A 21,914-nucleotide genomic window follows, 5' to 3' on the forward strand; every position below is an offset into this window, starting at 1 on the left:
AGGAGAGTTATTTACCCGACAGCTCGCGCTCGATCAGCTCACGGGTTTCCACAGCCTGATATTTCATTTTTTCCGGATAGCCAAACAGTGAGGAGGCGATAATCGATTCACCGCCCACTTTGAATTGCCGGTTGGCAAAATCCATTTCGCGCAGCGTTCTGAACAGCGTATCGAAATCGACCTCCCCCTCCCCAACGCCCACATGCTGATGAATAGTGGCATCGACTCCCGGCGGGTTGACGATGTAGCGACAGTGTTTGGTATGGTTCATGGTATCGGCGATCAGCACATGCGACAGATCGTCACCGGCATACTCCAGCATGCTTTTCACGTCGCCTTGCCCTTTGTCATAGAAAAAGGTGTGCGGCACGCTGTAGAGATATTTCACATTCTCGCTGCGGAAAGATTTCACCAGATCGGCGGTTTCGTTACTCTCTTCGCAGAAATCCCAGGGATGCGACTGGATTTCAATCCGGATACCTTCACGTTCGATGATCGGCAGCAGCTCCTCCATCGAGCGATAAAACATCTCTTCACAGATTTCCGGCTCGTTTGGCGTACCGGAAAGTTCGGTATTGATCACCTGTACGCCCATCTCCACCGCGATTTCAATCATGCGCTTCCAGTTTTTCACAGCGGCCTGACGGCGCATCTCGTCCGGTCCCGACCAGCGATACACCACGATAAAAGAGGAGATCTCCAGCCCGGTCGCGCGCAGCGCATTTTTGTATTCCGTCATCACTTCGCGGCTGGCTTTCGGATGCTTGTAAAAGGGATTGATCTGCGGATGGGGTGACTGTTCGATATATTTGTATCCCCATTCAGCCACCTGATGCACCATACGGGTGATACCCAGCTCTTTGATGACATCCACATCGAACGCGATTTTCATTGTTGTCTCCCGGCAGGAACGTTGCGTCAGCCGCCCTGCAGGAGCAGAGCGGCCTCTGGCTTATTTCGTATAGAAATCGGGACGAGGCGGCATCTCAACTTTTTCGATGGTGCCACTGTTCTGCGCTTTCAGGCAGGCGTCGGCAGCCACAGAGGCGGCAAAACCGTCCCAGGCTGATGGCCCGGTCAGTGCGCCCGCCTTCACGTCATTGATAAAAGCCTGCAGCTCAACGTCATAGGCGTCGATAAAGCGATCTTTCCAGTCAGTCAGAATGGCGGTCGCCAGCTTCGCCTCTTTACGCATCTGGATGGCAGAGGGCTCAGGCAGTCTGGCGATGCCGTGTTCACCCACCACTTCACACTGAATGTCATAGCCATAGGCGCAGTTCACGAAGATTTCGACGTCGATGCGGATCCCTTTCTGCGTTTCGAACAGCACGATCTGCGGATCTTTCAGACGCGCATGGGATTTGGACGTGACGCGCGGGAAGACCACCTGCACCGTTTTATAATCGTCATCGGTAAGCCAGCGCAGCACGTCCAGCTCGTGGATCAGCGTGTTGGTGATCGCCATATCGGTGGTGTAATTCTCGCCCACGCTCTGGTTGCGGTGCGCGCAGTGCAGCATCAGCGGCTCGCCGATTTCGCCGTCAACGATCACTTTTTTCAGCGCGCGATAACCGGCATCGTACGGGCGCATAAAGCCCACCTGTACCAGGCGCTTGCCATGTTTGATCTCAGCATCAACAATGCGACGACAGCCTTCGGCGCTCATAGCCAGCGGCTTTTCACAGAACACCGGTTTGCCCGCAGCAATGGCCGCCAGGGTAAACTCTTCGTGGGTCGGATCCCAGGAAGTGACCAGCACCGCATCTACGTCCGGAGAGTTCACCACCTGATGGCCGTCCTGATAAATTTCCGCCTCAATATTCAGACGCTGCAACGCAGCACGCGCCCCTTCGACATTGATATCGGAAACTGCCATTACTTTCGCGCCCTGTAATACGTTGTTGCAGCGGCGAATATGTTCCTGACCTATTGCACCGGCACCGATAACGCCAAGTTTAAGAGTCATAGCTATACCTGTAGGGATTCGGGTAAGAGAAAGTCGGGCCGGTCATTAACGGCCCGGAGGCCATTAATATTTACGCGCCTCATCAAGATGCGCGTTAAGCTTCTCCGCAACCGCCTGAACGCGTGCGGAGGTGGAGGTCTGCGCGGCACCTACGTGCCACCAGCTGAAGTATTTATGCACCATGGTCTTGGGCAGCACTTTCACATCGATCAAGGTACTAACCGTCTCCCGGCGCGCCTCTTCCAGCGCCGCTTTGAGCTGCTCCAGGGTGGTTACGCGATACGTTTTGCAGCCATACCCGGCGGCGATGGCGGCGAAATCCACCGGTACAAATCCGCCGTCCAGCTTGCCGCTTTCGGCATCACGGAAACGGAACTCGGTGGTAAAACTGTCCATGCCATGCTCCATCTGCAGGTTGTTGATGCAGCCGTTGGTCATGTTGTCGAGCAGCACCACATTAATTTTGGCCCCCTCCTGAATGGAGGTGATCAGCTCGGAATGCAGCATCATAAAGGAGCCATCGCCCAGCAGCGCATAGACCTCGCGCTGCGGCTGCGCCAGCTTCGCACCCAGCGCGGCATTCACCTCATAACCCATGCAGGAGTAGCCATACTCAACGTGATAGCTGTTGTAATCGCGGGTACGCCAGACACGCTGCAGATCCCCCGGCAGGCTTCCCGCCGCCGCCACAATCACCGCATCCTCTGGCAGGTGGTTGTTCAGGACACCCAGCACACTGCTCTGAGTGAGAAAGGATTGGGTCAGGCGGTTGAATTCCGCATAGACCGCCTCGCGATCCAGATGATCGTCAATCTCCGGAATAAATTCTGCGCCGCTGTATTCCGCCTGCCAGACGCGCTGCGTCTCTTTCAGCAGCTTGCTCTGCGCCTGCTCAATCTGCTGGTCCCAGTCGCTGTTATACCTTTGCGCGGCCAGGCGGCCATCCAGCGCGGTCAGCGCTTCGCGCGCATCGGCCAGCAACTGCACGCCATCCAGCTTGTAACAGTCGAAATTGCTGACGTTGATATTGAGGTAGCTGACCTCGGAATGCTGGAAAATCCACTTCGATGCGGTGGTAAAGTCGGTATAACGGGTGCCAACGCCGATCACCAGATCGGCCTCTTTTGCCAGCAAATTCGCCGCCAGTGAGCCGGTTTCGCCGACGCCGCCGACGTTCAGCGGATGATCAGAGGGAATAGTGCCTTTCCCTGCCTGAGTTTCGGCAAAGGGAATATTGTAGCGCTCGGCAAAAGCGCACAGCGCCTGACCCGCTTCAGAATATTTCACCCCGCCGCCGCAGATAATCAGTGGTTTACGCTTTGTGGCGATCAGCCGGAGCGCATCTTCCAGCTGAGGCAGCGTCGGCAGACGACGATCAAGACGATGCACGCGCTTCTGGAAGAAATAGTCCGGGAAATCCCAAGCCTCGCCTTGCACATCCTGCGGCAGCGCCAGGGTCACGGCGCCGGTCTCTGCCGGATCGGTCAGCACGCGCATGGCGTTGATGCAGGCCGTCATCAGTTGTTCCGGCCGGCTGACGCGATCCCAGTACTTGCTGACCGCGCGAAAAGCGTCGTTGGTGCTGATGCTGAGGTCGTAGCTCTGTTCGATCTGCTGCAGCACCGGATCGGGCTGACGGGTAGCGAATACGTCGGCAGGCAGCAGCAGCAAAGGAATACGGTTGGCGGTGGCGGTGGCCGCGGCGGTAAGCATATTCGCCGCCCCCGGTCCGACTGATGAAGTACAGGCGATAATCTGGCGGCGCAGCATCTGCCGGGCAAAACCGGTCGCGGCATGAGCCATGCCCTGTTCGTTGCGCCCCTGATAAACGATCAGCTCGCCACTGTCCTGCTCCAGCGCCTGGCCGAGCCCCAGCACATTGCCGTGGCCAAAAATAGCAAAGATCCCTTTCACAAATTTCGTTTCAACACCGTCAACGTTCAGATACTGGTTATCAAGGAATTTCACCAGCGCCTGCGCCGTGGTTAATCTGATTGAGCCCATATGCTTATCCTTTACATGCGGGTACCTGATAAGCAGGTACGACGCGGTTGGCAGGTACAGCGCGTATCGTCAGAGGAGACCGCCATAAGTGAAACGTGAAGCGATTATAAACAAATAGTTTTTCCATAAAATACAATTACAGAAGAAACATTTCATTTTGCGAGAGAGATCAAATTTAACGCCAGACCGCCCTCTGCTGCGCAACCAGCCAGGCGCTACAGGTCGCTATGCCTGACCTTATGTGCTGTTCAGAAAAAAGCGTTTCCTCTTCAATAAATTCGTTTATTTAACCCTGCCGGAATGAGAAGCGGCTCACAGCCTTGCTAAGCAAAGAAATTCAGCGTGTTGCGCAGGCTTTTTTGTCCTGTGACAAGTTTTTTACCTGGTTCACAAAATCGAGTTGGATATTTCATTTAATATTGAATGTGGAATTTTTATTCCTCATACTGATGACAAAGCCAACCAGGCAGCTGAAGCATCGGGAGCCATGTGCCCTCCCTTGTCGGCCGATCCGCCTGCCATCTCTGCTTATCACAGAAGGAAACTACAGGTATGAGTACACAACAGAAGCGGCTTGATGTGATTTGTATCGGGCGCATCGCCGTTGATTTCTATGGCCAGCAAATCGGTGCGCGCCTGGAGGACACCACGACGTTCGCGAAATACCTCGGCGGCTCGTCAGGTAACGTTGCTTACGGCACGGCCATTCAGGGTCTGAAGTCAGCCATGCTGGCGCGTGTCGGTGATGAGCATAATGGCCGTTTTTTGCGTGAAGAGCTGCAACGTGTCGGCTGCAATACGGAAGGATTGATCACCGATACACAGCGTCTTACCGGCCTGGTGATTCTGGGCATTAAAGATGAAGATACCTTCCCGTTGATTTTCTATCGTGATAACTGTGCCGATATGGGCCTGGTGCCGGAAGATATCGACGAAGATTTTATCGCCTCCGCGCGTGCGCTGGCGGTCACCGGCACCCATCTCTCCCATCCAAATACCCGGGCAGCGGTGCTGAAAGCTCTCGCTATCGCCAGAAAACAGGGGCTGCGCACCGCACTGGATATCGACTATCGACCAGTATTATGGGGTTTAACCTCGCTGGGCGATGGTGAAACGCGTTTCATTGAGTCGCAAAAAGTGACGCAGCAGCTACAGGAAGTGGTGCACTATTTCGATCTTATCGTCGGAACAGAAGAAGAGTTTCATATCGCCGGCGGCAGCACCGATACGCTGACTGCATTGAGAAACGTACGCCAGACCAGCCAGGCGACGCTGGTGTGCAAACGTGGTCCAATGGGTTGCGTGGTGTTTGAAGGAGAGATTCCGCAAAGCTGGGAAGAGACCAAACTTCACAGTGGCGTACGCGTAGAAGTTCTGAACGTACTGGGGGCAGGTGATGCCTTTATGTCTGGCTTACTGCGCGGCTGGCTGAATGATGAAGGCTGGGATCAGGCCTGCCGTTATGCCAACGCCTGTGGCGCGCTGGTGGTATCACGCCACGGCTGTGCTCCGGCCATGCCGACCCGGCAGGAGCTGGATGATTACCTCAGCCGCGAGCAGGAGGTAAAACGGCCCGATCGGGATGAGCGTCTCAATCATCTGCATCGGGTGACCACACGTAAGCAGCAGTGGCCGGAGCTGTGCGTTTTCGCTTTTGATCACCGCAGACAGCTGGCAGAGATGGCACGCGAAGCGGGAGCAGATGAAAGCGGTATTCCGCAGCTGAAACTGCTGCTGCTCAGGGCCGCAGAGGTGGCGGCGAAAGAGGCGGGTCTGGAGCAGAAAAGCGGCATTCTGGCCGATACCACCTACGGACAGAAGACACTGAACGCCATTACCGGTAAAGGCTGGTGGATAGGCCGCCCGATTGAGCTGCCCGGCTCACGCCCGCTGCGTCTTGAACATGGCAACATCGGTTCGCAGCTTATCGACTGGCCGCAGGAGCATGTGGTGAAGTGCCTGGTTTTTTACCATCCGCACGACAGTGCCGCGCTGCGTAAAGCGCAGGATGAGCAAGTGCTGGATGTCTGGCGCGGCTGTAATAAATCGGGCCATGAGTTGCTGCTGGAAGTGATTCTGCCAGAGAGCAATCCGGATCGTCAGGAGTCTTATTATCTGGAGGTGTTGAGCCACTTTTACAGTCTCGGCATCCGGCCAGACTGGTGGAAGCTGCCGCCTTTATCCGCCGGAACCTGGCAGGCCATCAGCGGTCTGATCGAGCAACAGGACGCCCACTGCCGCGGTATTTTGCTGCTCGGCCTGGATGCGCCGGAAGAGAAGCTGAAAGCGGGCTTCGCCGCCGCCGCGCAGGCCCCCTGGGTGAAGGGCTTTGCCGTTGGCCGCACCATTTTCGGTCAGCCGTCACGCCTCTGGCTGCAGGGCGAACTGAACGATGAAGCACTGATTCAACAGGTGAAAGAGAACTACCTGCGGTTGATTACATACTGGCACGAAGCCAGAAATTCAGGCGGCGCGCTGAGCAGCTGACAGACCCGCAGGAAGTTGATCTGCGCTTTTCCCCTCACCCTGACCCTCTCCCGGAGGGAGAGGGGAACAGACCCTGCGGTCTTCCCCCTCGCTCTGACCCTCTCCTGGGGGGATAGGGGAACAGACCGTGCGGCCTTCCCCCTCACCCTGGCCCTCTCCCGCAGGGAGAGGGGAACAGACCCTGCGGTCTTCCCCCTCACCCTGACCCTCTCCCGGAGGGAGAGGGGAACAGACCCTGCGGTCTTCCCCCTCACCCTGGCCCTCTCCCGCAGGGAGAGGGGAATAGACCGTGCGGTCTTCCCCCTCACCCTGACCCTCTCCCGGGGGGAGAGGGGAACAGACCGTGCGGTCTTCCCCCTCGCTCTGACCCTCTCCCGGGGGGAGAGGGGAACAGACCGTGCGGTCTTCCCCCTCGCTCTGACCCTCTCCCGGGGGGATAGGGGAATAGACCGTGCGGTCTTCATCCTCACCCAAAGAAAGAAACGAGGACCTGCAGACGGCTCCCCAGTTCCGGCTTCCGGGGCGCTGAGGAGGGAACGACGGCCAGGACGAGCCGACAGGACGTCGGCGAGAGCGCGGGCCGCGCCAGGGAGGGCGCGTCCCGGGCGGTCCGTAGGGCGGCGTGAGTGACGAGGGGACAGCGCGCAGCGCTGCGCCACGGCAGCCGGTCGCGGGGATTGTTAAGGGGCCCGCGAAACGGCCCCTTAACCCGGCCGCGTGTGGCGCAGCCGCTGGAACTGCCGTGCGCCTGGCGGGCGGAACTGTGCGGTCTTCCCCCTCACCCTGGCCCTCTCCCGGAGGGAGAGGGAACTGTCCCGTGCGATCTTCCCCCTCACCCTGACCCTCTCCCGGAGGGAGAGGGGACGGCTCCGTGCGGCCTTCCCCTCACCCTGGCCCTCTCCCGCAGGGAGAGGGGAACAGACCCTGCGGCCTTCCCCCTCACCCTGGCCCTCTCCCGCAGGGAGAGGGGAACGTCCCCTACTCCGGCAGGTAAATTGTGAAGCATTTCATAAACCCATGAAATAAACCCCGCGATATACGCAAACAAATGAAATTTTCCATCCGTCTGGTACTATAGCGTTCATGATCCAGCCATAATGATTTTTAATGAGCCGAAGTAATGACCAACAACCCAACCCAACTCTCTTTGTTGCAGGACGATATCCGTCGCCGCTATGAAACACTGAGTAAACGCCTGAAACAGGTGGCGCGTTATATTCTTGATAACAGTAACAGCATTGCTTTCGATACCGTTGCGTCCATTGCTCAGCAGGCTGAAGTGCCTCCCTCCACGTTGATCCGTTTCGCCAATGCTTTCGGTTTCAGCGGCTTCAATGAAATGAAACAGGTTTTTCGTCAGCACCTGATGGAGGAGACGGTTAACTATACCGAGCGCGCGCGCCTGTTCCGCCAGACAGCCACTGATGACAGCACCACGCCTCCGGAAAGTCCGGCGGAAATTCTGAACGTCTTTACTATGGTCAACAGCCAGGCGCTGCAGCAACTGGCGATGCAGGTGAATCCCGACCAGCTGAATAAGGCGGTCAGACTGCTCAGCGAAGCGGAAAACATCTACGTTATCGGCCTGCGCCGCTCCTTCAGCGTCGCCTCCTATCTGGTCTATGCCCTGCGGCACCTTGAGCGGCGGGCGTTCCTGATTGATGGTCTGGGCGGGATGTTTACCGAACAGCTCAGCATGGTAAACCCGAAAGATGTGGTGATCGCCATCAGCTACTCGCCCTATGCACGCGAAGCGGTCGAGCTGGTAGAACTGGGAGCAAAACGCGGCGCACATCAGATTGCCATTACTGACAGCCAGGTCAGCCCGCTGGCGGCGTTCAGCGATGTCTGCTTTGTGGTACGCGAAGCACAGGTCGATGGTTTCCGCTCGCAGGTGGCGTCGCTCTGTCTGGCGCAAACATTAGCGGTATCGCTGGCGCTGAATAATGTGCAGTCATAAACGCTGACGCCACACCGCTTTTACAGCAGACAGTAAAAATCCGCCTTCATAGAAGACGGATTTGATTGCATCCCATAGGGGGGTACCAAAACCTTAAAAAGCAGTCTCTGCCTGTTCCGTAAAATTCAAATCCAGAGACGATAAGGCAGAGCCAAAACGTATTGATGACCACGCCCGCAGGACGTGGTTTTAAGCTGGCAGTAAAAATCCGCCTTCATAGAAGACGGATTTGATTGCGCCCCATAGGGGGGTACCAAAAACCTTAAAAAGCAGTCTCTGCCTGTTCCGTAAGATTCAAATCCAGAGACGATAAGGCAGAGCCAAAACGTATTATTGATGACCACGCCCGCAGGACGTGGTGTTAAGCTGGCAATAAAAAAGGCAGCCAGGCTGCCTTTTTTCATGGCCGGATATCAGGTCACGCGCGGATAGTTGTCGCTGTTCACCCAGGCATGATCCTTCTCCCAGGTAAATTTCCACAGGCGTACCGGGCCCGCCATCACGTTGAGATAGTAGTTGTCATAGCCAGCCAGCGTGGCGACCGGATGATAACCGCGCGGCACGGTGACCACATCGCGATTGTAAGGCGCCATACAGGCATCGAGCGAGCGATCGTCGGTATAAACGCGTTGCATGGCGAAACCTTGTTCCGGATTGAAACGGTGATAGTAAGTCTCTTCCAGATAGGTTTCGTTTTCCGCGTTCTCCTGGTCATGCTTGTGACTGGGATAAGAGCTGGTGTCGCCTTCGTTGGTATACACTTCTACCACCAGCAGGCTGTCCGCAGGCTGACTGTCCGGCAGAATATTGTGCACCAGGCGCTGATTACGTCCTTTGCCGCGATGTTCCACACCCACATCTTCTGGTGTGATTAATCGCGCCGGGAGATTTCCCTGACCGGGCGCGTTGCAGACCGCCAGCTCAAGGTCGCTTTCTGCATAAACCTCCACCTCATCATGATGCGGAACATACACAGAATAGGGCGGTATGCGCTCAAAAGGCGACATACGCTTGCCAATATGGGCAAACGCCGCCTGCGAGGTTTTTACCGAGGCCAGCCCCGCCACCAGCACCAGGCAAAGCTCTTTATCCCCACTCGCCAGGTTAAGGGTCTGCCCCTTTTTCAGCAGGTAAGCGTCAAAACCCACATAGCGCCAGCCAGCGCTTTCCGGCGTCACATGCTGAATACGACCGTTGCTGTCTGGCTGCTGCGCTTTCGCTAATAAAGACATCCTGATCCTCCACTGTTCACCTGTTAACCCAGGGTCGGCATACTGAACTCAGAGACGGTGTGCTGCCCGCTCGGCCAGCGCGCCGTGGCAGTTTTCATCCGGGTGTAGAAGCGTACGCCATCCGGGCCATGCACGTTTAAGGCACCGAAGACCGAACGTTTCCAGCCGCCGAAACTGTGAAATGCCATGGGCACCGGCACCGGCACGTTAATCCCCACCATGCCCGCCTGCACCTCCTGCACAAAATCACGGGCGATATGGCCGTTGCTGGTAAAGATGGCGCTGCCGTTACCGAACTCGTGACTGTTGACGATCGCCAGCGCGCTCGCATAGTCGGGAGCACGCATAATGCTCAGCACCGGGCCAAAAATCTCTTCACGCCAGATCACCATGTCAGGCGTTACGTTATCGAACAACGTGCCGCCAATGTAGTAGCCTTCCGCATATCCCTCGACCTGGAAGTTGCGGCCATCCACCACCAGCTTCGCGCCCTCTTTCTCGCCCTGATCGATATAGCCCAGCACTTTTTTCTGATGGGCGACAGAAACCACCGGGCCCATTTCATTCTCTTCCGCGCCCTGGTTGATCCCGGGACCGATGCGCAGTGCTTTGACCAGCGGCGTAAGACGTGCAATCAGGGTATCCGCCGTCTCGTCACCCACCGCCACCACTACAGGCAGCGCCATGCAACGTTCGCCTGCTGAGCCGTACGCGCCGCCCATAATGGCGTTCACAGTGGCGTCCAGATCGGCATCCGGCATCACAATGGCGTGGTTTTTCGCGGCGCCAAAGGCCTGTACACGTTTACCGTGGGCGCTGGCGGTTTTATAAATATGTTCCGCCACGCCTGAGGAGCCGACAAAACTCACCGCCTGAACGCGCGGATCGGTATAGAGCTGTTCCGCATCTTCATTGGAACAGTGAATGACGTTAAACACGCCGTCCGGCAGACCCGCTTCTTTCAGCAGTTCCGCCATGCGCACCGAGGCGGAGGGATCGAGCGCCGGCGGTTTCAGCACAAAGGTATTACCGCACGCCAGCGCGACAGGGAACATCCACATCGGCACCATCGCCGGGAAGTTAAACGGTGTAATGCCCGCTACCACCCCCAGCGGCTGCATCAGCGAGTAGCTGTCAACGCCGCTGCCCACGTTAGGGGAGTATTCCCCTTTCAGCAGATGCGGAATACCACAGGCGAACTCCACCACTTCCATACCGCGCGTCAGTTCCCCCAGCGCATCGGACCAGACTTTGCCATGTTCAGTGACAATCAGCTCCGCCAGTTCGTCACGATGCTGTTCCAGCAGCGCTTTGAAATTAAACATCACGCGGGCGCGACGCAGCGGTGAGGTTTTTGACCATTCCGGAAAGGCGTTATGCGCCACTTCAATCGCCGCAGCGACTTCTTCCGCACTGCTTTGCGTCAGTTCGCGCACCACTTTACCGGTCGCCGGATCGTAAACCGGGATAGTTTCGTTGCTGGCCCCGAAGGTGATTTGTCCGCCAATAAAGTTTCCCGTGATATTCATGCTGTTGCCTCTGTGAGTGTGTGAGTTCCCTGCAGGCGACCGCGATGCCGCAGCGCAACCTGCCCAGGCAAGACCAAACGCTTACAATGACGCTATTACAATGAAACAAATTTTTCAAATGGTAATTTTTGGAAGATTCTTTTTTAGCGGCATGGATCGCATTTTTTCGGCAACAGGGATGAGAGAGTCACAGCGCCCGGTGGTAAGCGTGCAACCCCCGCTCAGCCTGGGCTGCCTGATGCCCGCCAGCAGAGAGAAAAAGACTCTCTTCGCCGCTTATCAACGCAGTCAACAGCACGCAAAAATGAAATTTTTGCGAGTCAGATCCAATAATCTGCATTTCATAATTCACTATTAATGAAATAAATGTTCTTTTTATGCCCATCTCAATCCCGTTATGACAGGAGCAGCAGCATGGCCATCGATCCCACCCGTTTCTGCATCAATCGTAAAATTGCTCCAACACTTTCTCTTGACGCTTTTTTTCAGCTGGTGCAGCGGCTTGGCCTGAACAAAGTGGAACTGCGCAACGATATGCCTGGCGGCAAGGTAACGGACGATCTCAGCGCTGAGCAGCTGATAGCGCTGAAAGAGAAATACCATATTGAGATTGTCACCATTAACGCGCTCTATCCGTTTAACCGCCCGGATGACGCGCTGCTGGCAAAAGCAGAGGCGCTGCTGCAGGAGGCACAGCGCATTGGCGCGCAGGCGCTGGTGATGTGTCCGCTCAACGAGGGCGTGGAGATTACGCCGCAGGAAACGCTGACGGCGTTACAAAAGCTGGCGCCACTGTTTACCCGCTATAATATCCGGGGACTGGTCGAGCCGCTGGGATTCCCGGTCAGCTCGCTGCGTTCGCCTGTTCAGACGCAGCAGCTTATCCGCGATGCCGGCGTCCCCTTTCAGCTGCTGCTGGACACCTTTCACTATCATCTGTATGAAAACATCGGGCAGCCGCTGGCTGCATATCCTGACGTAAACCAGATTGGCCTGGTGCATCTTTCCGGCGTGGAGGATATGCGTCCCACGACTGAGCTGACGGATGAAGAACGCATTATGCTGAACAACCGCGACGTGCTGAACAGCATAGCCCAGGTAAAACGGCTGGAGCGGCAGGGCTATAAAGGGCTCTATGCTTTTGAACCTTTCTCTTCACAGCTGACGGCGTGGACGGAGGCGGATATCGAACGTGAAATTCGCCATAGCATTGCGCTGTTACAGGAATAAGCTGTTCTGTGCGGGCGTACCCGCCTGCATGTTCGTTTTCTTATCTGTTTTGTTCCGCTTCGGGCCTCGGTCGGAGGCCCTCTTTTCGCTTACTGCCGGCTCGCTGCGACGGAACCTTTACTCAGCCTCAGGGTACAGGCCAGCGCCAGGCAAACCAGCAACGCGGTAAGCAGATAGACCAGCGGAATGCCCGCGAAGCTCATGATAAAACCGGCAATCGGCCCGGTAATTCCCAGCGAGAGATCCATAAAGGCGGTATAGGTCGCCAGCGCGCTGCCCTGATTCTGCGGCGGCACTTTTTTGACGGCCTCGACGCCGATAGCCGGAAACACCAGCGAGAAACCAGCACCGGTAAGCAGCGCGCCCGCTTTCGCCATCCAGGGAGTCACCGCACCCCAGACCAGAAACAAGCCAATGGCTTCAACCAGCAGGCAGAGGCTGGCGACGCGCAGCCCACCATAGCGGTTGATGGCGTTGGGAAACAGCAGACGTGCGCCGACAAAGGCCACGCTGAACAGCGTGAGAGCAAAGGCTGCGCCATCCCAGCCTTTGTCGCGATAAAACAGCGTAATAAAGGTGGCGATAACACCAAAACCGGCTGAGCCCATGGCGAGGATCAGGCCAGGGCCATACACCTTGCCAAGCACGGCGCGAAACGGTAGCGGATCCGTTTTGCTGGCTTTAACAGAGGGGCGTGGCCAGGCAAACGCAATCGCCAGCAGGCAGATCACGATAATAATGACGGACAGCAGCAGCAGACCGCCGCTGCGGAAGATCATTACACCCAGCGGAGCACCAATCGCCATGGCCCCATAGGTGACGATACCGTTCCAGGAGATGACGCGTCCGATGTGCAGCGAACCCACACGTCCGACGCCCCAGAGCGTGGAACCGGTGCCTGCGAAGCTCTGTCCTACTCCCAGCACCAGACGCCCGACACAGAGCAGCGTCAGGCTCAGCACTGGCGTCGCCAGGGTTAACGCCGCCAGCACCGTACAGATGCCGCTGATCAGGCAACCAAACAGGCCGAATATCACCACTTTTTTCGCTCCCCAGAGGTCGGCATAACGACCCGCATGCGGTCGGCTGAGCAGCGTGGAAAGGTATTGCAGACTGATCACCAGCCCGGCCCAGAAGGCGCTGTAACCGAGCGTGTCGTGTACAAAGCCAGGCAGTACCGCCAGCGGTAAGCCAATGGTCAGGTAGCTGGCAAAATTAAACATCACAATGGAAAGAATAAGCAGATTTAACCGTAAACCGCGCTGGGCCGGTTCCACTGCTGGTTGATCAGGCATGAGAAAGCACGCTCGTATTGAGAAAAGATTACCGGAAATGTTCAATTTACACCATTTCCCGCCCCCCGCATTGTGCCGCGCTTGCGCCCCGCGTGGCCTGCTTTGTGGTACACGCGGTCTGATTAAGCCCGGCAAAACGCGGAAACCGGCTTTTTTTCATGCCGCAAATCAGTTGGTTAACGGGTTATCAGCTACACTTTTGCTGCCGGTACATTTTCAGGAGTGGGCATGAGCGAACCCTTTCAACAAAAAATGGGTCAAAATATGTTGGTTAAGATGGCGATGCTGGTGATTATCCTGGCCGGTATACGCGCAGCCTCCGATATTCTGGTGCCCTTTCTTCTCGCCATCTTTCTGGCAATTATCCTTAATCCGCTGGTGACGATACTGCGCCGGCGTGGTTTGCGCCGCGGCGTGGCGATTACGCTGGTTATTACGGTGATCCTGATTGTTCTTCTGATGCTGGTGGCGGTGCTGGCCAGTTCGGTAAGCGAGTTCTCTGTTATCTATCCCCAGTTGCGCACCCTGCTGGAGCAAAAGCTGCTGGTGGTGCAGCATCTGGCGGCGGGCTTTAATCTCAATATTTCCACCACCTCTCTGGCGGAGCATTTTGATCCCAACGTCATGATGAATATGGCGACGCTGGTGCTGACCCAGTTTTCCGGGGCGATGACCAACATCGTGCTGCTGATCCTCACCGTGGTGTTTATGCTGTTTGAGGTGCACCATCTGCCCTATAAGCTGCGCAACGCCCTGATGAATCCGCAAATTCATATCGCCGGGCTGCACCGGGCGCTGAAAGGCGTGACGCACTATCTGGCGCTGAAAACCCTGATCAGCCTGATCACCGGTGTCGCCGTCTGGCTGACGCTGCTGCTGCTGGACGTGAAGTTTGCGCTGTTCTGGGGAGTGGTGGCGTTTATTCTTAATTTTATCCCTAATATCGGCCCAATTATCGCGGGTATCCCGCCGTTTGTGCAGGCGCTGGTGCTTAACAGCCTCACCGACGCGCTACTGGTAGCCGCCCTGTTTACTGCTATCCATATGGTGTTTGGCAATATGCTCGAGCCACGCCTGATGGGACGCGGCCTCGGCCTCTCCACACTGGTGGTCTTCCTGTCGTTGATTTTCTGGGGCTGGCTGTTGGGACCAGTGGGGATGCTGCTCTCGGTGCCGCTGACCAGCGTCTGCAAAATCCTGATGGAGACCACGCCGGGCGGCAGTCGCCTGGCGATTATGCTTGGCAACGGGCGTCCACCGCCGCGTAAAATATAAAGGGGATACAGCCTGTTAGCGCCACACAATCATGCCAGCAGCGGCAGCTGTGAGATCCGGCTCACGGCAAAGCGCCGCACAACCCCCTACTCTGGTGAGCGGTCCATTCTGCGGGCCGCTAACCGGTTAAGGAGAAAAAATGGAACATACATGGCGCTGGTATGGCCCTGCCGATCCCGTCTCTTTAGATGATGCACGCCAGGCGGGTGCAACCGGCATCGTGACCGCCCTGCATCATATCCCCAATGGTGAGGTCTGGCCGCTGGAGGAGATCAAAGCGCGTCAGGCACTGCTGGCGCAAAAGGGATTGGTCTGGTCGGTGGTGGAAAGCATCCCGGTACATGAAGCGATCAAAACCCGGCGCGGCGATTATCAGCGTTACATCGCTAACTATCAGCAATCGCTGCGCAACCTGGCGGTCTGCGGCATCGATACGGTGTGCTACAACTTTATGCCGATCCTCGACTGGACGCGTACCGACCTCGCCTGGGAACTCCCCGATGGCGCGCGGGCGCTGCGTTTTGATGCGGTCGCCTTTGCCGCTTTTGAACTGCATATCCTGCAACGTCCGGGGGCGGAAGAGACCTATAACGCCCAGGAGCGTCAGGCGGCCGCTGACTGTTTCCATGCCATGAGCGAAGAGGAGAAAGCCACCCTGACGCGCAATATTATTGCCGGCCTGCCCGGTGCCGAAGAGGGCTATACCCTGGAGCAATTCCGTGCCCAGCTGGCACAGTATGACGGCATCGATAAAGCCCGGCTGCGTGAACATATGGCCACCTTCCTGCACGCCATCGTGCCGGTAGCGGAAGCTGTGGGGATTAAGCTGGCGGTGCACCCGGACGATCCGCCGCGCCCGATTCTTGGCCTGCCGCGTATTATTTCCACCCGGGAAGATATGCAGTGGCTGAAAGAGACCATGGATAGCCTGCACAACGGCTTCTGTTTCTGCACCGGCTCTTATGGCGTGCGCGCCGACAACAACCTGGTAGAAATGGCGCAAGCCTATGCGGATCGTATTAACTTTATTCATCTGCGCGCGACGCGCCGGGAAGAGAACCCCGCCAGCTTCCACGAAGCAAGCCACCTGGACGGCGATGTCGATATGGTGGCAGTGATCAAAGTCATTCTGGCGGAAGAGCAGCGCCGCCGCCAGGCAGGCAACAGACGCGCCATTCCGATGCGTCCCGATCACGGTCATCAGATGCTGGATGATTTACAGAAAAAGACCAATCCGGGTTACTCCGCCATTGGCCGTCTGAAAGGATTAGCTGAACTACGCGGCGTTGAGCTGGCATTACGCCAGACATTTTTCAGCGACTAACTCGCGCTGTAAATGCTCATGACAGCTAACGGCGATGTAGAGAAAATAACCTTTTCCCTGCTCCGCCGTTAAGGTCAAACATTATTACGCCAGTTTTTCCATGCGTTTCGCTTTGGCTGACTGTCATTGCATCGCAATAAGTAACAATACCACCAACGCCCCTGTCAGCATTAATAACAGCGAGTAAAACCCATCCCACTGATAGCCTTCAATAATTTCTGACAGCGGATAACGCGCCGCTGACGCACCGATACAGGCAAATAAGCTGACAAAACCGGTTGATGCGCCTGAGGCATATTTGTGTGAATTTTCAGCAGCCGCCATGGCAATCAGGAACTGCGGGTCAAAAATAAAGAAGTCGGTCATAGAGAAGAGGACGGAGAAAAGATACTTATTGTCAATCAGAACTGCCCATAAACAGAGTGCGGAAGCCACCATCCCGAGAGTATAAATAACGTTCATTTGTGAACGGTTGCCTTTGAAAATTAATCTGATCCCCATCCGGCAATAATCGCACCAAAGAATCCGCCCATTTCGAAAATTATAGCGGTCGCATTTGCCTTTTATCCTGCGTCTCAGAAAATATAGCCACTGTATACTCCTGCTATAACTGCTAATAATAATTTTTCTATGCTCTTAATTGTAAATTAACGAAATGATAACAGGCTGGTAATGCTGGCTTTGAATTTTTTCCTCACAAGTAATCACATAATCATTATTATTCTGGAGTGCTTATCGCGTTTTTATGATAAGAAAAATGGGCTACCTGATGCCGCTGTTTAAAACAATATCGCATGCGCTCTTCATCCTCAGGTTAACCGGTTCATCGCTGGCTTCGTCCGGAATCATCTGCAGCCTTAGCCTGTATGTCAGCGGAAGTAATAAAAAAACGCAAAATCCTGTTAATAAATCTCAAAACCTGTCGATAATTGACCTGCATCAGTTCATTTCATCAGCAATACTTTATCCTGCACGGCTCCGAGAGATGCTATGCTGCCCGGCAAAAGCGCCTCTTTTACTACCAGCACATAACGATTCAGAGGATTTCCGTAGTGCCGCCACATCATCAAAAACGCGATTATGGCTGGCTGCTGATCATTTGTGCCGGTTTACTGCCGTTGATTCTGGGTATGATCTGTACCACTCTGGAGGCGCGCTACAGTGTGCGTCAGCAACAGATCAACGCGGCCAGGGTGTTGTTGACTCAGGCGGAACAGATGAGTGACAGCGCATGGAATATGATCGCCTCTCTGCGTCAGTTTGGTCACCAACCCTGTGCGGCGATTGAAGATAAACTGCAGCGTATCGGAACGCTTAACGCCTACTTCCGCTCGATCGGGATGCTGAAGGGCAACGACATCACCTGCTCTTCCGCCTATGGCAAATATCCCAATGCGACACTGGCGCAGATGATGCTGCGCCCGCTCCCGGTGACCGACAAAACCTGGTGGAGCCTCTCTCTTGCCGGCACTTCCGCCGTCCCTAATCGCCCGGCGGTGATTTTTGTCCAGTATCTGCCCGATGGCGAAGGCCTCTGGGTACTTATTGATGGCCAGTATCTGCTGGATTTTATGCATGCCATGAGCGCATCACGGGGTTACCAGCTGACGATACACTTCAGCCAGGGCGCCGCCCTGAGCGTCAACGCGGCAGAGCCTGAACCTTCGCGCTTGTTTTCCAGCCTGCCGTACCATGCACAATCGAGCCGTTATCCGATTACGCTGAACCTGGTGACATCGTCGACCGAGATGATGTATGCCTGGCGTCAGAGCTTTTTTATTTTTCTGCCCATAGCGGCTATTTTCGCTATCCTGCTGATGGTGCTCACCGCTAACTGGCTGCAACGGCGGGTGTCATGGCGCGATGAGATACGGCGCGCCATTGCCGCGCAACAGTTCTCGGTGAACTATCAGCCGGTTTATAACACCCTGAAACAGCGCTGTACCGGCGTAGAAGCCCTGCTGCGCTGGCAGCGGCCCGACGGGGAATGGATCCGTCCGGACCTTTTTATCAGCGCGGCGGAGGCTGAAGGCATGATTGTGCCGCTGACCCGCCATCTGCTGGCGCTGATCGCTGAAGATATGCAGCAGTGGGAGGTCGAGCAAGGCTTTCATCTCGGCATTAACGTGGCTGCGGAGCATCTGCAGCATCCCCGTTTCGTCAACGATATTCTTGCCTTTCACGCCCGGGTAGAGCATCTCCAGCCGTCAGTTACCCTTGAACTCACTGAACGCAGCCTGATTCACGACGGCGAGGCGGTAGCAGACAAGCTGGCGCTGCTGCAGCGTCACGGGATCAAGGTGGCGATTGACGATTTCGGCACCGGCCATTGCTCCCTTTCCTACCTGCAACAGTTTCCGCTCGACTACCTGAAAATCGATCGGGGTTTTATTCGGGCGATTGAATGTCTCGATGGCGAAACGCCGGTGCTGGATGCCATTATCAACCTTAGTCATAAGCTGGCGCTGGAGGTGGTAGGCGAAGGGGTGGAAACAGCCCTCCAGTTCAACTATCTGACCCGCCGGGGCACCCACTTTATCCAGGGCTATTTGTATGCGCATCCGATGGATAACAGGGCGCTGCTACACTGGATGCGTGAGAAGGGCTGTCTGGCTCTGAAAATGTGAACAATCCCCCGTCCGGGGCTTTCCCACTACCCGGGCGCGATTTCTATGCCAACCCTCTGCTAAAGCCGCATTTTACTGCTGCGCAGCGTGCCTTTTTATTCCTTTCCTCTCCCTACCGCACCCGCATTTAATCGGCAAAACCATTCAATAAAAGGCAAAAGCTGCCAGAATTTCATTAAAAACGGTATACTCTCTGGCGAGAAGCAATGATTTCAATACGAATTGTTGCTATGCGTAGCCATTTGCAAAGCTAAGATCAGGCTATGCTTTAATTTTCTCAACGCTGCGGACTGACGCATTGCCATCGGTTCGCACCGTTGAGGACTTTCATTTCCAGATACAGGGTAACCATATGAAAATGCGTAGGAAGCGTGTAAGACCTATCGGGCTGGATGATGTCACCATTATCGATGATGCCCGTTTACGTAAAGCAATTACTGCGGCGTCACTGGGCAACGCGATGGAGTGGTTCGATTTTGGTGTGTATGGCTTTGTGGCCTACGCACTGGGGAAAGTCTTTTTCCCGGATGCCACTCCGGGCGTGCAGATGATCGCCGCACTGGCCACTTTCTCCGTGCCTTTTCTGATCCGTCCGCTGGGAGGCTTGTTCTTCGGTATGCTGGGCGATAAATATGGTCGCCAGAAAATTCTCTCCATCACCATTGTGATCATGTCTATCAGTACTTTCTGTATCGGGCTGATCCCCTCTTACGCCTCCATCGGAGTCTGGGCACCGGTGCTGTTGCTGATCGCCAAGATGGCGCAGGGCTTCTCCGTGGGCGGCGAGTACACCGGGGCCTCGATCTTCGTGGCGGAATATTCTCCCGACCGTAAGCGTGGCTTTATGGGTAGCTGGCTCGATTTTGGCTCGATTGCCGGTTTCGTGCTGGGTGCTGGCCTGGTGGTGTTGATTTCCACCATCATGGGCGAAGAGCGCTTTATGGACTGGGGCTGGCGTCTGCCGTTTTTCCTGGCGCTGCCGCTGGGCGTGATCGGCCTCTATCTGCGTAATGCGCTGGAAGAAACCCCGGCCTTTCAACAGCATGTAGATAAGCTGGAACAGGGCGACCGCGAAGGCTTACGTGACGGCCCGAAAATCTCCTTTAAAGAGATTGCCAGCAAACACTGGAAAAGCCTGCTGGCCTGTATTGGCCTGGTGATCGCCACCAACGTTACCTATTACATGCTGCTCACTTATATGCCGAGCTACCTCTCCCATAACCTGCACTACTCCGAAGATCATGGCGTACTGATTATTATCGCTATCATGATCGGTATGCTGTTTGTGCAGCCGGTGATGGGGATGCTCAGCGACCGCTTTGGCCGCCGTCCCTTTGTCATTATCGGCAGTATCGCCCTGCTGTTCTTTGCTATTCCGGCATTTATGCTGATCAACAGCGGCGTGATGGTACTTATTTTTGCCGGTCTGCTGGGACTGGCGGTGATCCTGAACGCTTTTACCGGCGTGATGGCCTCCTCCCTGCCCGCCATGTTCCCGACGCATATTCGCTACAGTGCGCTGGCGAGCGCCTTTAACATTTCAGTACTGATCGCTGGTCTGACGCCAACAGTCGCGGCATGGCTGGTGGAATCCACCAGTAATCTCTACATGCCCGCTTACTATCTGATGGTGATTGCACTGATTGGCCTGGTAACCGGTATCTATATGAAGGAAACTGCGAACAAGCCGCTGTCGGGAGCGACCCCGGCGGCCTCCGATCTCGCCGAGGCGCGTGAAATCCTGCAGGAGCATCACGACAATATCGAGCAGAAGATCGAAGATATCGATGAAGAGATCGCGAAGCTGGAAGCGAAGCGTAAAAATCTGGTGCAGCAGCACCCGGACATTAACGAATAAAAAAATACTCCTCTCCCGTTACCTGGCGGGAGAGGGATTTTAAACTTAAGAAAAATCCAGGCGCAGCACACAAACCTTCATCACTGCGCACCAAAAAGAGTAAACTAACGGTACTTTTTTATACTACCGGGTTAACCTGTTATGTCTGATTTTTCCCTTATTCAGCGCCCGAGAAGGCTGCGTAAAAGCGCCTCAATGCGCGCCATGTTCCAGGAAACCTCACTCAGCCTGAACGATCTGGCTCTGCCCATCTTCGTTGAAGAAGGGGTGGATGATTACAAAGCGATCGAGGCGATGCCGGGCGTGATGCGTATCCCGGAAAAACGCCTGGCGTACGAAATTGAGCGTATCGCTAAAGCGGGGATTCGTTCGGTGATGACCTTTGGTATCTCTCACCACACCGATGCCACCGGCAGCGACGCCTGGAATGAAAATGGCCTGGTGGCGCGTATGTCACGCATCTGTAAAGAGACGGTGCCGGAGATGATCGTGATGTCCGATACCTGTTTCTGCGAATATACTTCACACGGCCATTGCGGCGTGCTGTGCGATCACGGTGTGGACAACGATGCGACGCTGATTAACCTCGGCAAGCAGGCCGTGGTAGCGGCGCAGGCGGGTGCGGACTTTATTGCGCCGTCAGCCGCTATGGATGGACAGGTTCAGGCGATCCGTCAGGCGCTGGATGCGGCGGGCTTTACCGATACCGCCATCATGTCCTACTCCACCAAGTTTGCCTCTTCGTTCTACGGCCCGTTCCGTGAAGCGGCAGGCACCGCGCTGAAAGGCGATCGCAAAACCTATCAGATGAACCCGATGAACCGCCGTGAAGCGATTCGTGAGTCGCTGCTCGATGCGGCTGAAGGTGCGGATTCGCTGATGGTGAAACCAGCTGGTGCCTATCTGGACGTACTGCGTGATATCCGCGAACGTACGGAGCTGCCGCTGGCGGCGTATCAGGTCAGTGGTGAATATGCGATGATCAAATTCGCAGCCCAGGCGGGTGCCATTGATGAGCGCAACGTGGTGCTGGAAAGTTTAGGCGCCATTAAACGCGCCGGTGCGGATCTGATTTTCAGCTATTTTGCCCTTGATTTAGCAGAACAAAAAGTGCTCTGATTGTACCA

The 21,914-nt window shown here is 55.7% G+C and carries 17 protein-coding genes; 8 read left to right on the top strand and 9 right to left on the bottom strand.

Annotated elements, in window-relative coordinates; translation table 11 throughout:
* Positions 1-7: 7 nt before the first annotated feature.
* The 3 genes from E0E17_RS05975 to iolD form a co-directional block, all read right to left on the bottom strand.
* A complete protein-coding gene (locus E0E17_RS05975) occupies positions 8-892 on the bottom strand; it encodes a sugar phosphate isomerase/epimerase family protein (RefSeq protein ID WP_130832446.1) in 885 nt (294 codons plus the stop codon).
* 60 nt (positions 893-952) lie between these two features.
* On the bottom strand, positions 953-1,966 hold the full coding sequence (iolG, locus tag E0E17_RS05980; protein WP_130832451.1) for a bifunctional inositol 2-dehydrogenase/D-chiro-inositol 1-dehydrogenase: 1,014 nt from the start codon (positions 1,964-1,966) through the stop codon (positions 953-955).
* A 63-nt stretch (positions 1,967-2,029) separates the two neighbouring features.
* Positions 2,030-3,970: a 3D-(3,5/4)-trihydroxycyclohexane-1,2-dione acylhydrolase (decyclizing) gene (iolD, locus tag E0E17_RS05985; protein ID WP_130832453.1), complete on the bottom strand. Its 1,941-nt coding sequence runs from the start codon at positions 3,968-3,970 to the stop codon at positions 2,030-2,032.
* A 552-nt stretch (positions 3,971-4,522) separates the two neighbouring features.
* On the opposite strand from iolD, the gene E0E17_RS05990 reads away from it, so the two are divergent.
* Positions 4,523-6,457 carry a bifunctional 5-dehydro-2-deoxygluconokinase/5-dehydro-2-deoxyphosphogluconate aldolase gene (locus tag E0E17_RS05990; protein ID WP_130832455.1) on the top strand — a complete coding sequence of 645 codons (1,935 nt, stop codon included), beginning with the start codon at positions 4,523-4,525 and terminating at the stop codon, positions 6,455-6,457.
* A 1,120-nt stretch (positions 6,458-7,577) separates the two neighbouring features.
* Entirely contained in the window at positions 7,578-8,417 is an 840-nt protein-coding gene (locus tag E0E17_RS05995) for a MurR/RpiR family transcriptional regulator (protein WP_130832457.1), read from the top strand.
* A 125-nt stretch (positions 8,418-8,542) separates the two neighbouring features.
* Here the strand turns inward: E0E17_RS05995 and E0E17_RS06000 are convergent, their stop codons facing one another.
* The 4 genes from E0E17_RS06000 to E0E17_RS06015 all read right to left on the bottom strand — a co-directional run bounded on the left by E0E17_RS06000 (position 8,543) and on the right by E0E17_RS06015 (position 11,563).
* Entirely contained in the window at positions 8,543-8,821 is a 279-nt protein-coding gene (locus tag E0E17_RS06000) for a hypothetical protein (protein WP_130832459.1), read from the bottom strand.
* Positions 8,822-8,830: 9 nt separating this feature from the next.
* Entirely contained in the window at positions 8,831-9,649 is an 819-nt protein-coding gene (gene iolB / locus E0E17_RS06005) for a 5-deoxy-glucuronate isomerase (protein ID WP_130832461.1), read from the bottom strand.
* A 23-nt stretch (positions 9,650-9,672) separates the two neighbouring features.
* Complete coding sequence (locus E0E17_RS06010; RefSeq protein ID WP_130832463.1) at positions 9,673-11,178, bottom strand: CoA-acylating methylmalonate-semialdehyde dehydrogenase; 1,506 nt, start codon at positions 11,176-11,178, stop codon at positions 9,673-9,675.
* Positions 11,179-11,365: 187 nt separating this feature from the next.
* Entirely contained in the window at positions 11,366-11,563 is a 198-nt protein-coding gene (locus tag E0E17_RS06015) for a hypothetical protein (RefSeq protein ID WP_130832465.1), read from the bottom strand.
* Positions 11,564-11,592: 29 nt separating this feature from the next.
* On the opposite strand from E0E17_RS06015, the gene E0E17_RS06020 reads away from it, so the two are divergent.
* Complete coding sequence (locus tag E0E17_RS06020; RefSeq protein WP_130832467.1) at positions 11,593-12,408, top strand: TIM barrel protein; 816 nt, start codon at positions 11,593-11,595, stop codon at positions 12,406-12,408.
* 89 nt (positions 12,409-12,497) lie between these two features.
* Here E0E17_RS06020 and E0E17_RS06025 read toward each other — a convergent pair whose 3' ends face one another.
* A complete protein-coding gene (locus tag E0E17_RS06025; RefSeq protein ID WP_130832469.1) occupies positions 12,498-13,703 on the bottom strand; it encodes an MFS transporter in 1,206 nt (401 codons plus the stop codon).
* Between the two features lie 228 nt (positions 13,704-13,931).
* Here E0E17_RS06025 and E0E17_RS06030 point away from each other — a divergent pair, with 228 nt between their 5' ends.
* Positions 13,932-14,978 (top strand): AI-2E family transporter, encoded by a 1,047-nt coding sequence (locus tag E0E17_RS06030; RefSeq protein WP_130832471.1) that lies wholly within the window; start codon positions 13,932-13,934, stop codon positions 14,976-14,978.
* Between the two features lie 139 nt (positions 14,979-15,117).
* The gene (gene uxuA, locus E0E17_RS06035; RefSeq protein ID WP_130832473.1) at positions 15,118-16,302 is read left to right on the top strand and encodes a mannonate dehydratase; all 1,185 of its coding nucleotides are present in this window, start codon (positions 15,118-15,120) and stop codon (positions 16,300-16,302) included.
* A gap of 123 nt (positions 16,303-16,425) precedes the next feature.
* Here uxuA and E0E17_RS06040 read toward each other — a convergent pair whose 3' ends face one another.
* Complete coding sequence (locus E0E17_RS06040) at positions 16,426-16,764, bottom strand: MFS transporter (protein ID WP_237680763.1); 339 nt, start codon at positions 16,762-16,764, stop codon at positions 16,426-16,428.
* A 590-nt stretch (positions 16,765-17,354) separates the two neighbouring features.
* Between E0E17_RS06040 and E0E17_RS06045 the strand changes: the two genes are divergently transcribed.
* The 3 genes from E0E17_RS06045 to hemB all read left to right on the top strand — a co-directional run bounded on the left by E0E17_RS06045 (position 17,355) and on the right by hemB (position 21,906).
* Positions 17,355-18,929 (top strand): EAL domain-containing protein, encoded by a 1,575-nt coding sequence (locus tag E0E17_RS06045; protein ID WP_130832475.1) that lies wholly within the window; start codon positions 17,355-17,357, stop codon positions 18,927-18,929.
* A gap of 352 nt (positions 18,930-19,281) precedes the next feature.
* Entirely contained in the window at positions 19,282-20,787 is a 1,506-nt protein-coding gene (proP, locus tag E0E17_RS06050; protein ID WP_130832477.1) for a glycine betaine/L-proline transporter ProP, read from the top strand.
* Positions 20,788-20,928: 141 nt separating this feature from the next.
* Positions 20,929-21,906, top strand: a complete 978-nt coding sequence (gene hemB, locus E0E17_RS06055; RefSeq protein ID WP_130832479.1) for a porphobilinogen synthase — start codon at positions 20,929-20,931, stop codon at positions 21,904-21,906.
* Positions 21,907-21,914: the final 8 nt, after the last annotated feature.

Origin of the sequence: [Erwinia] mediterraneensis, from assembly GCF_900604315.1 — a bacterium.
Classification (GTDB): domain Bacteria; phylum Pseudomonadota; class Gammaproteobacteria; order Enterobacterales; family Enterobacteriaceae; genus Pantoea; species Pantoea mediterraneensis_A.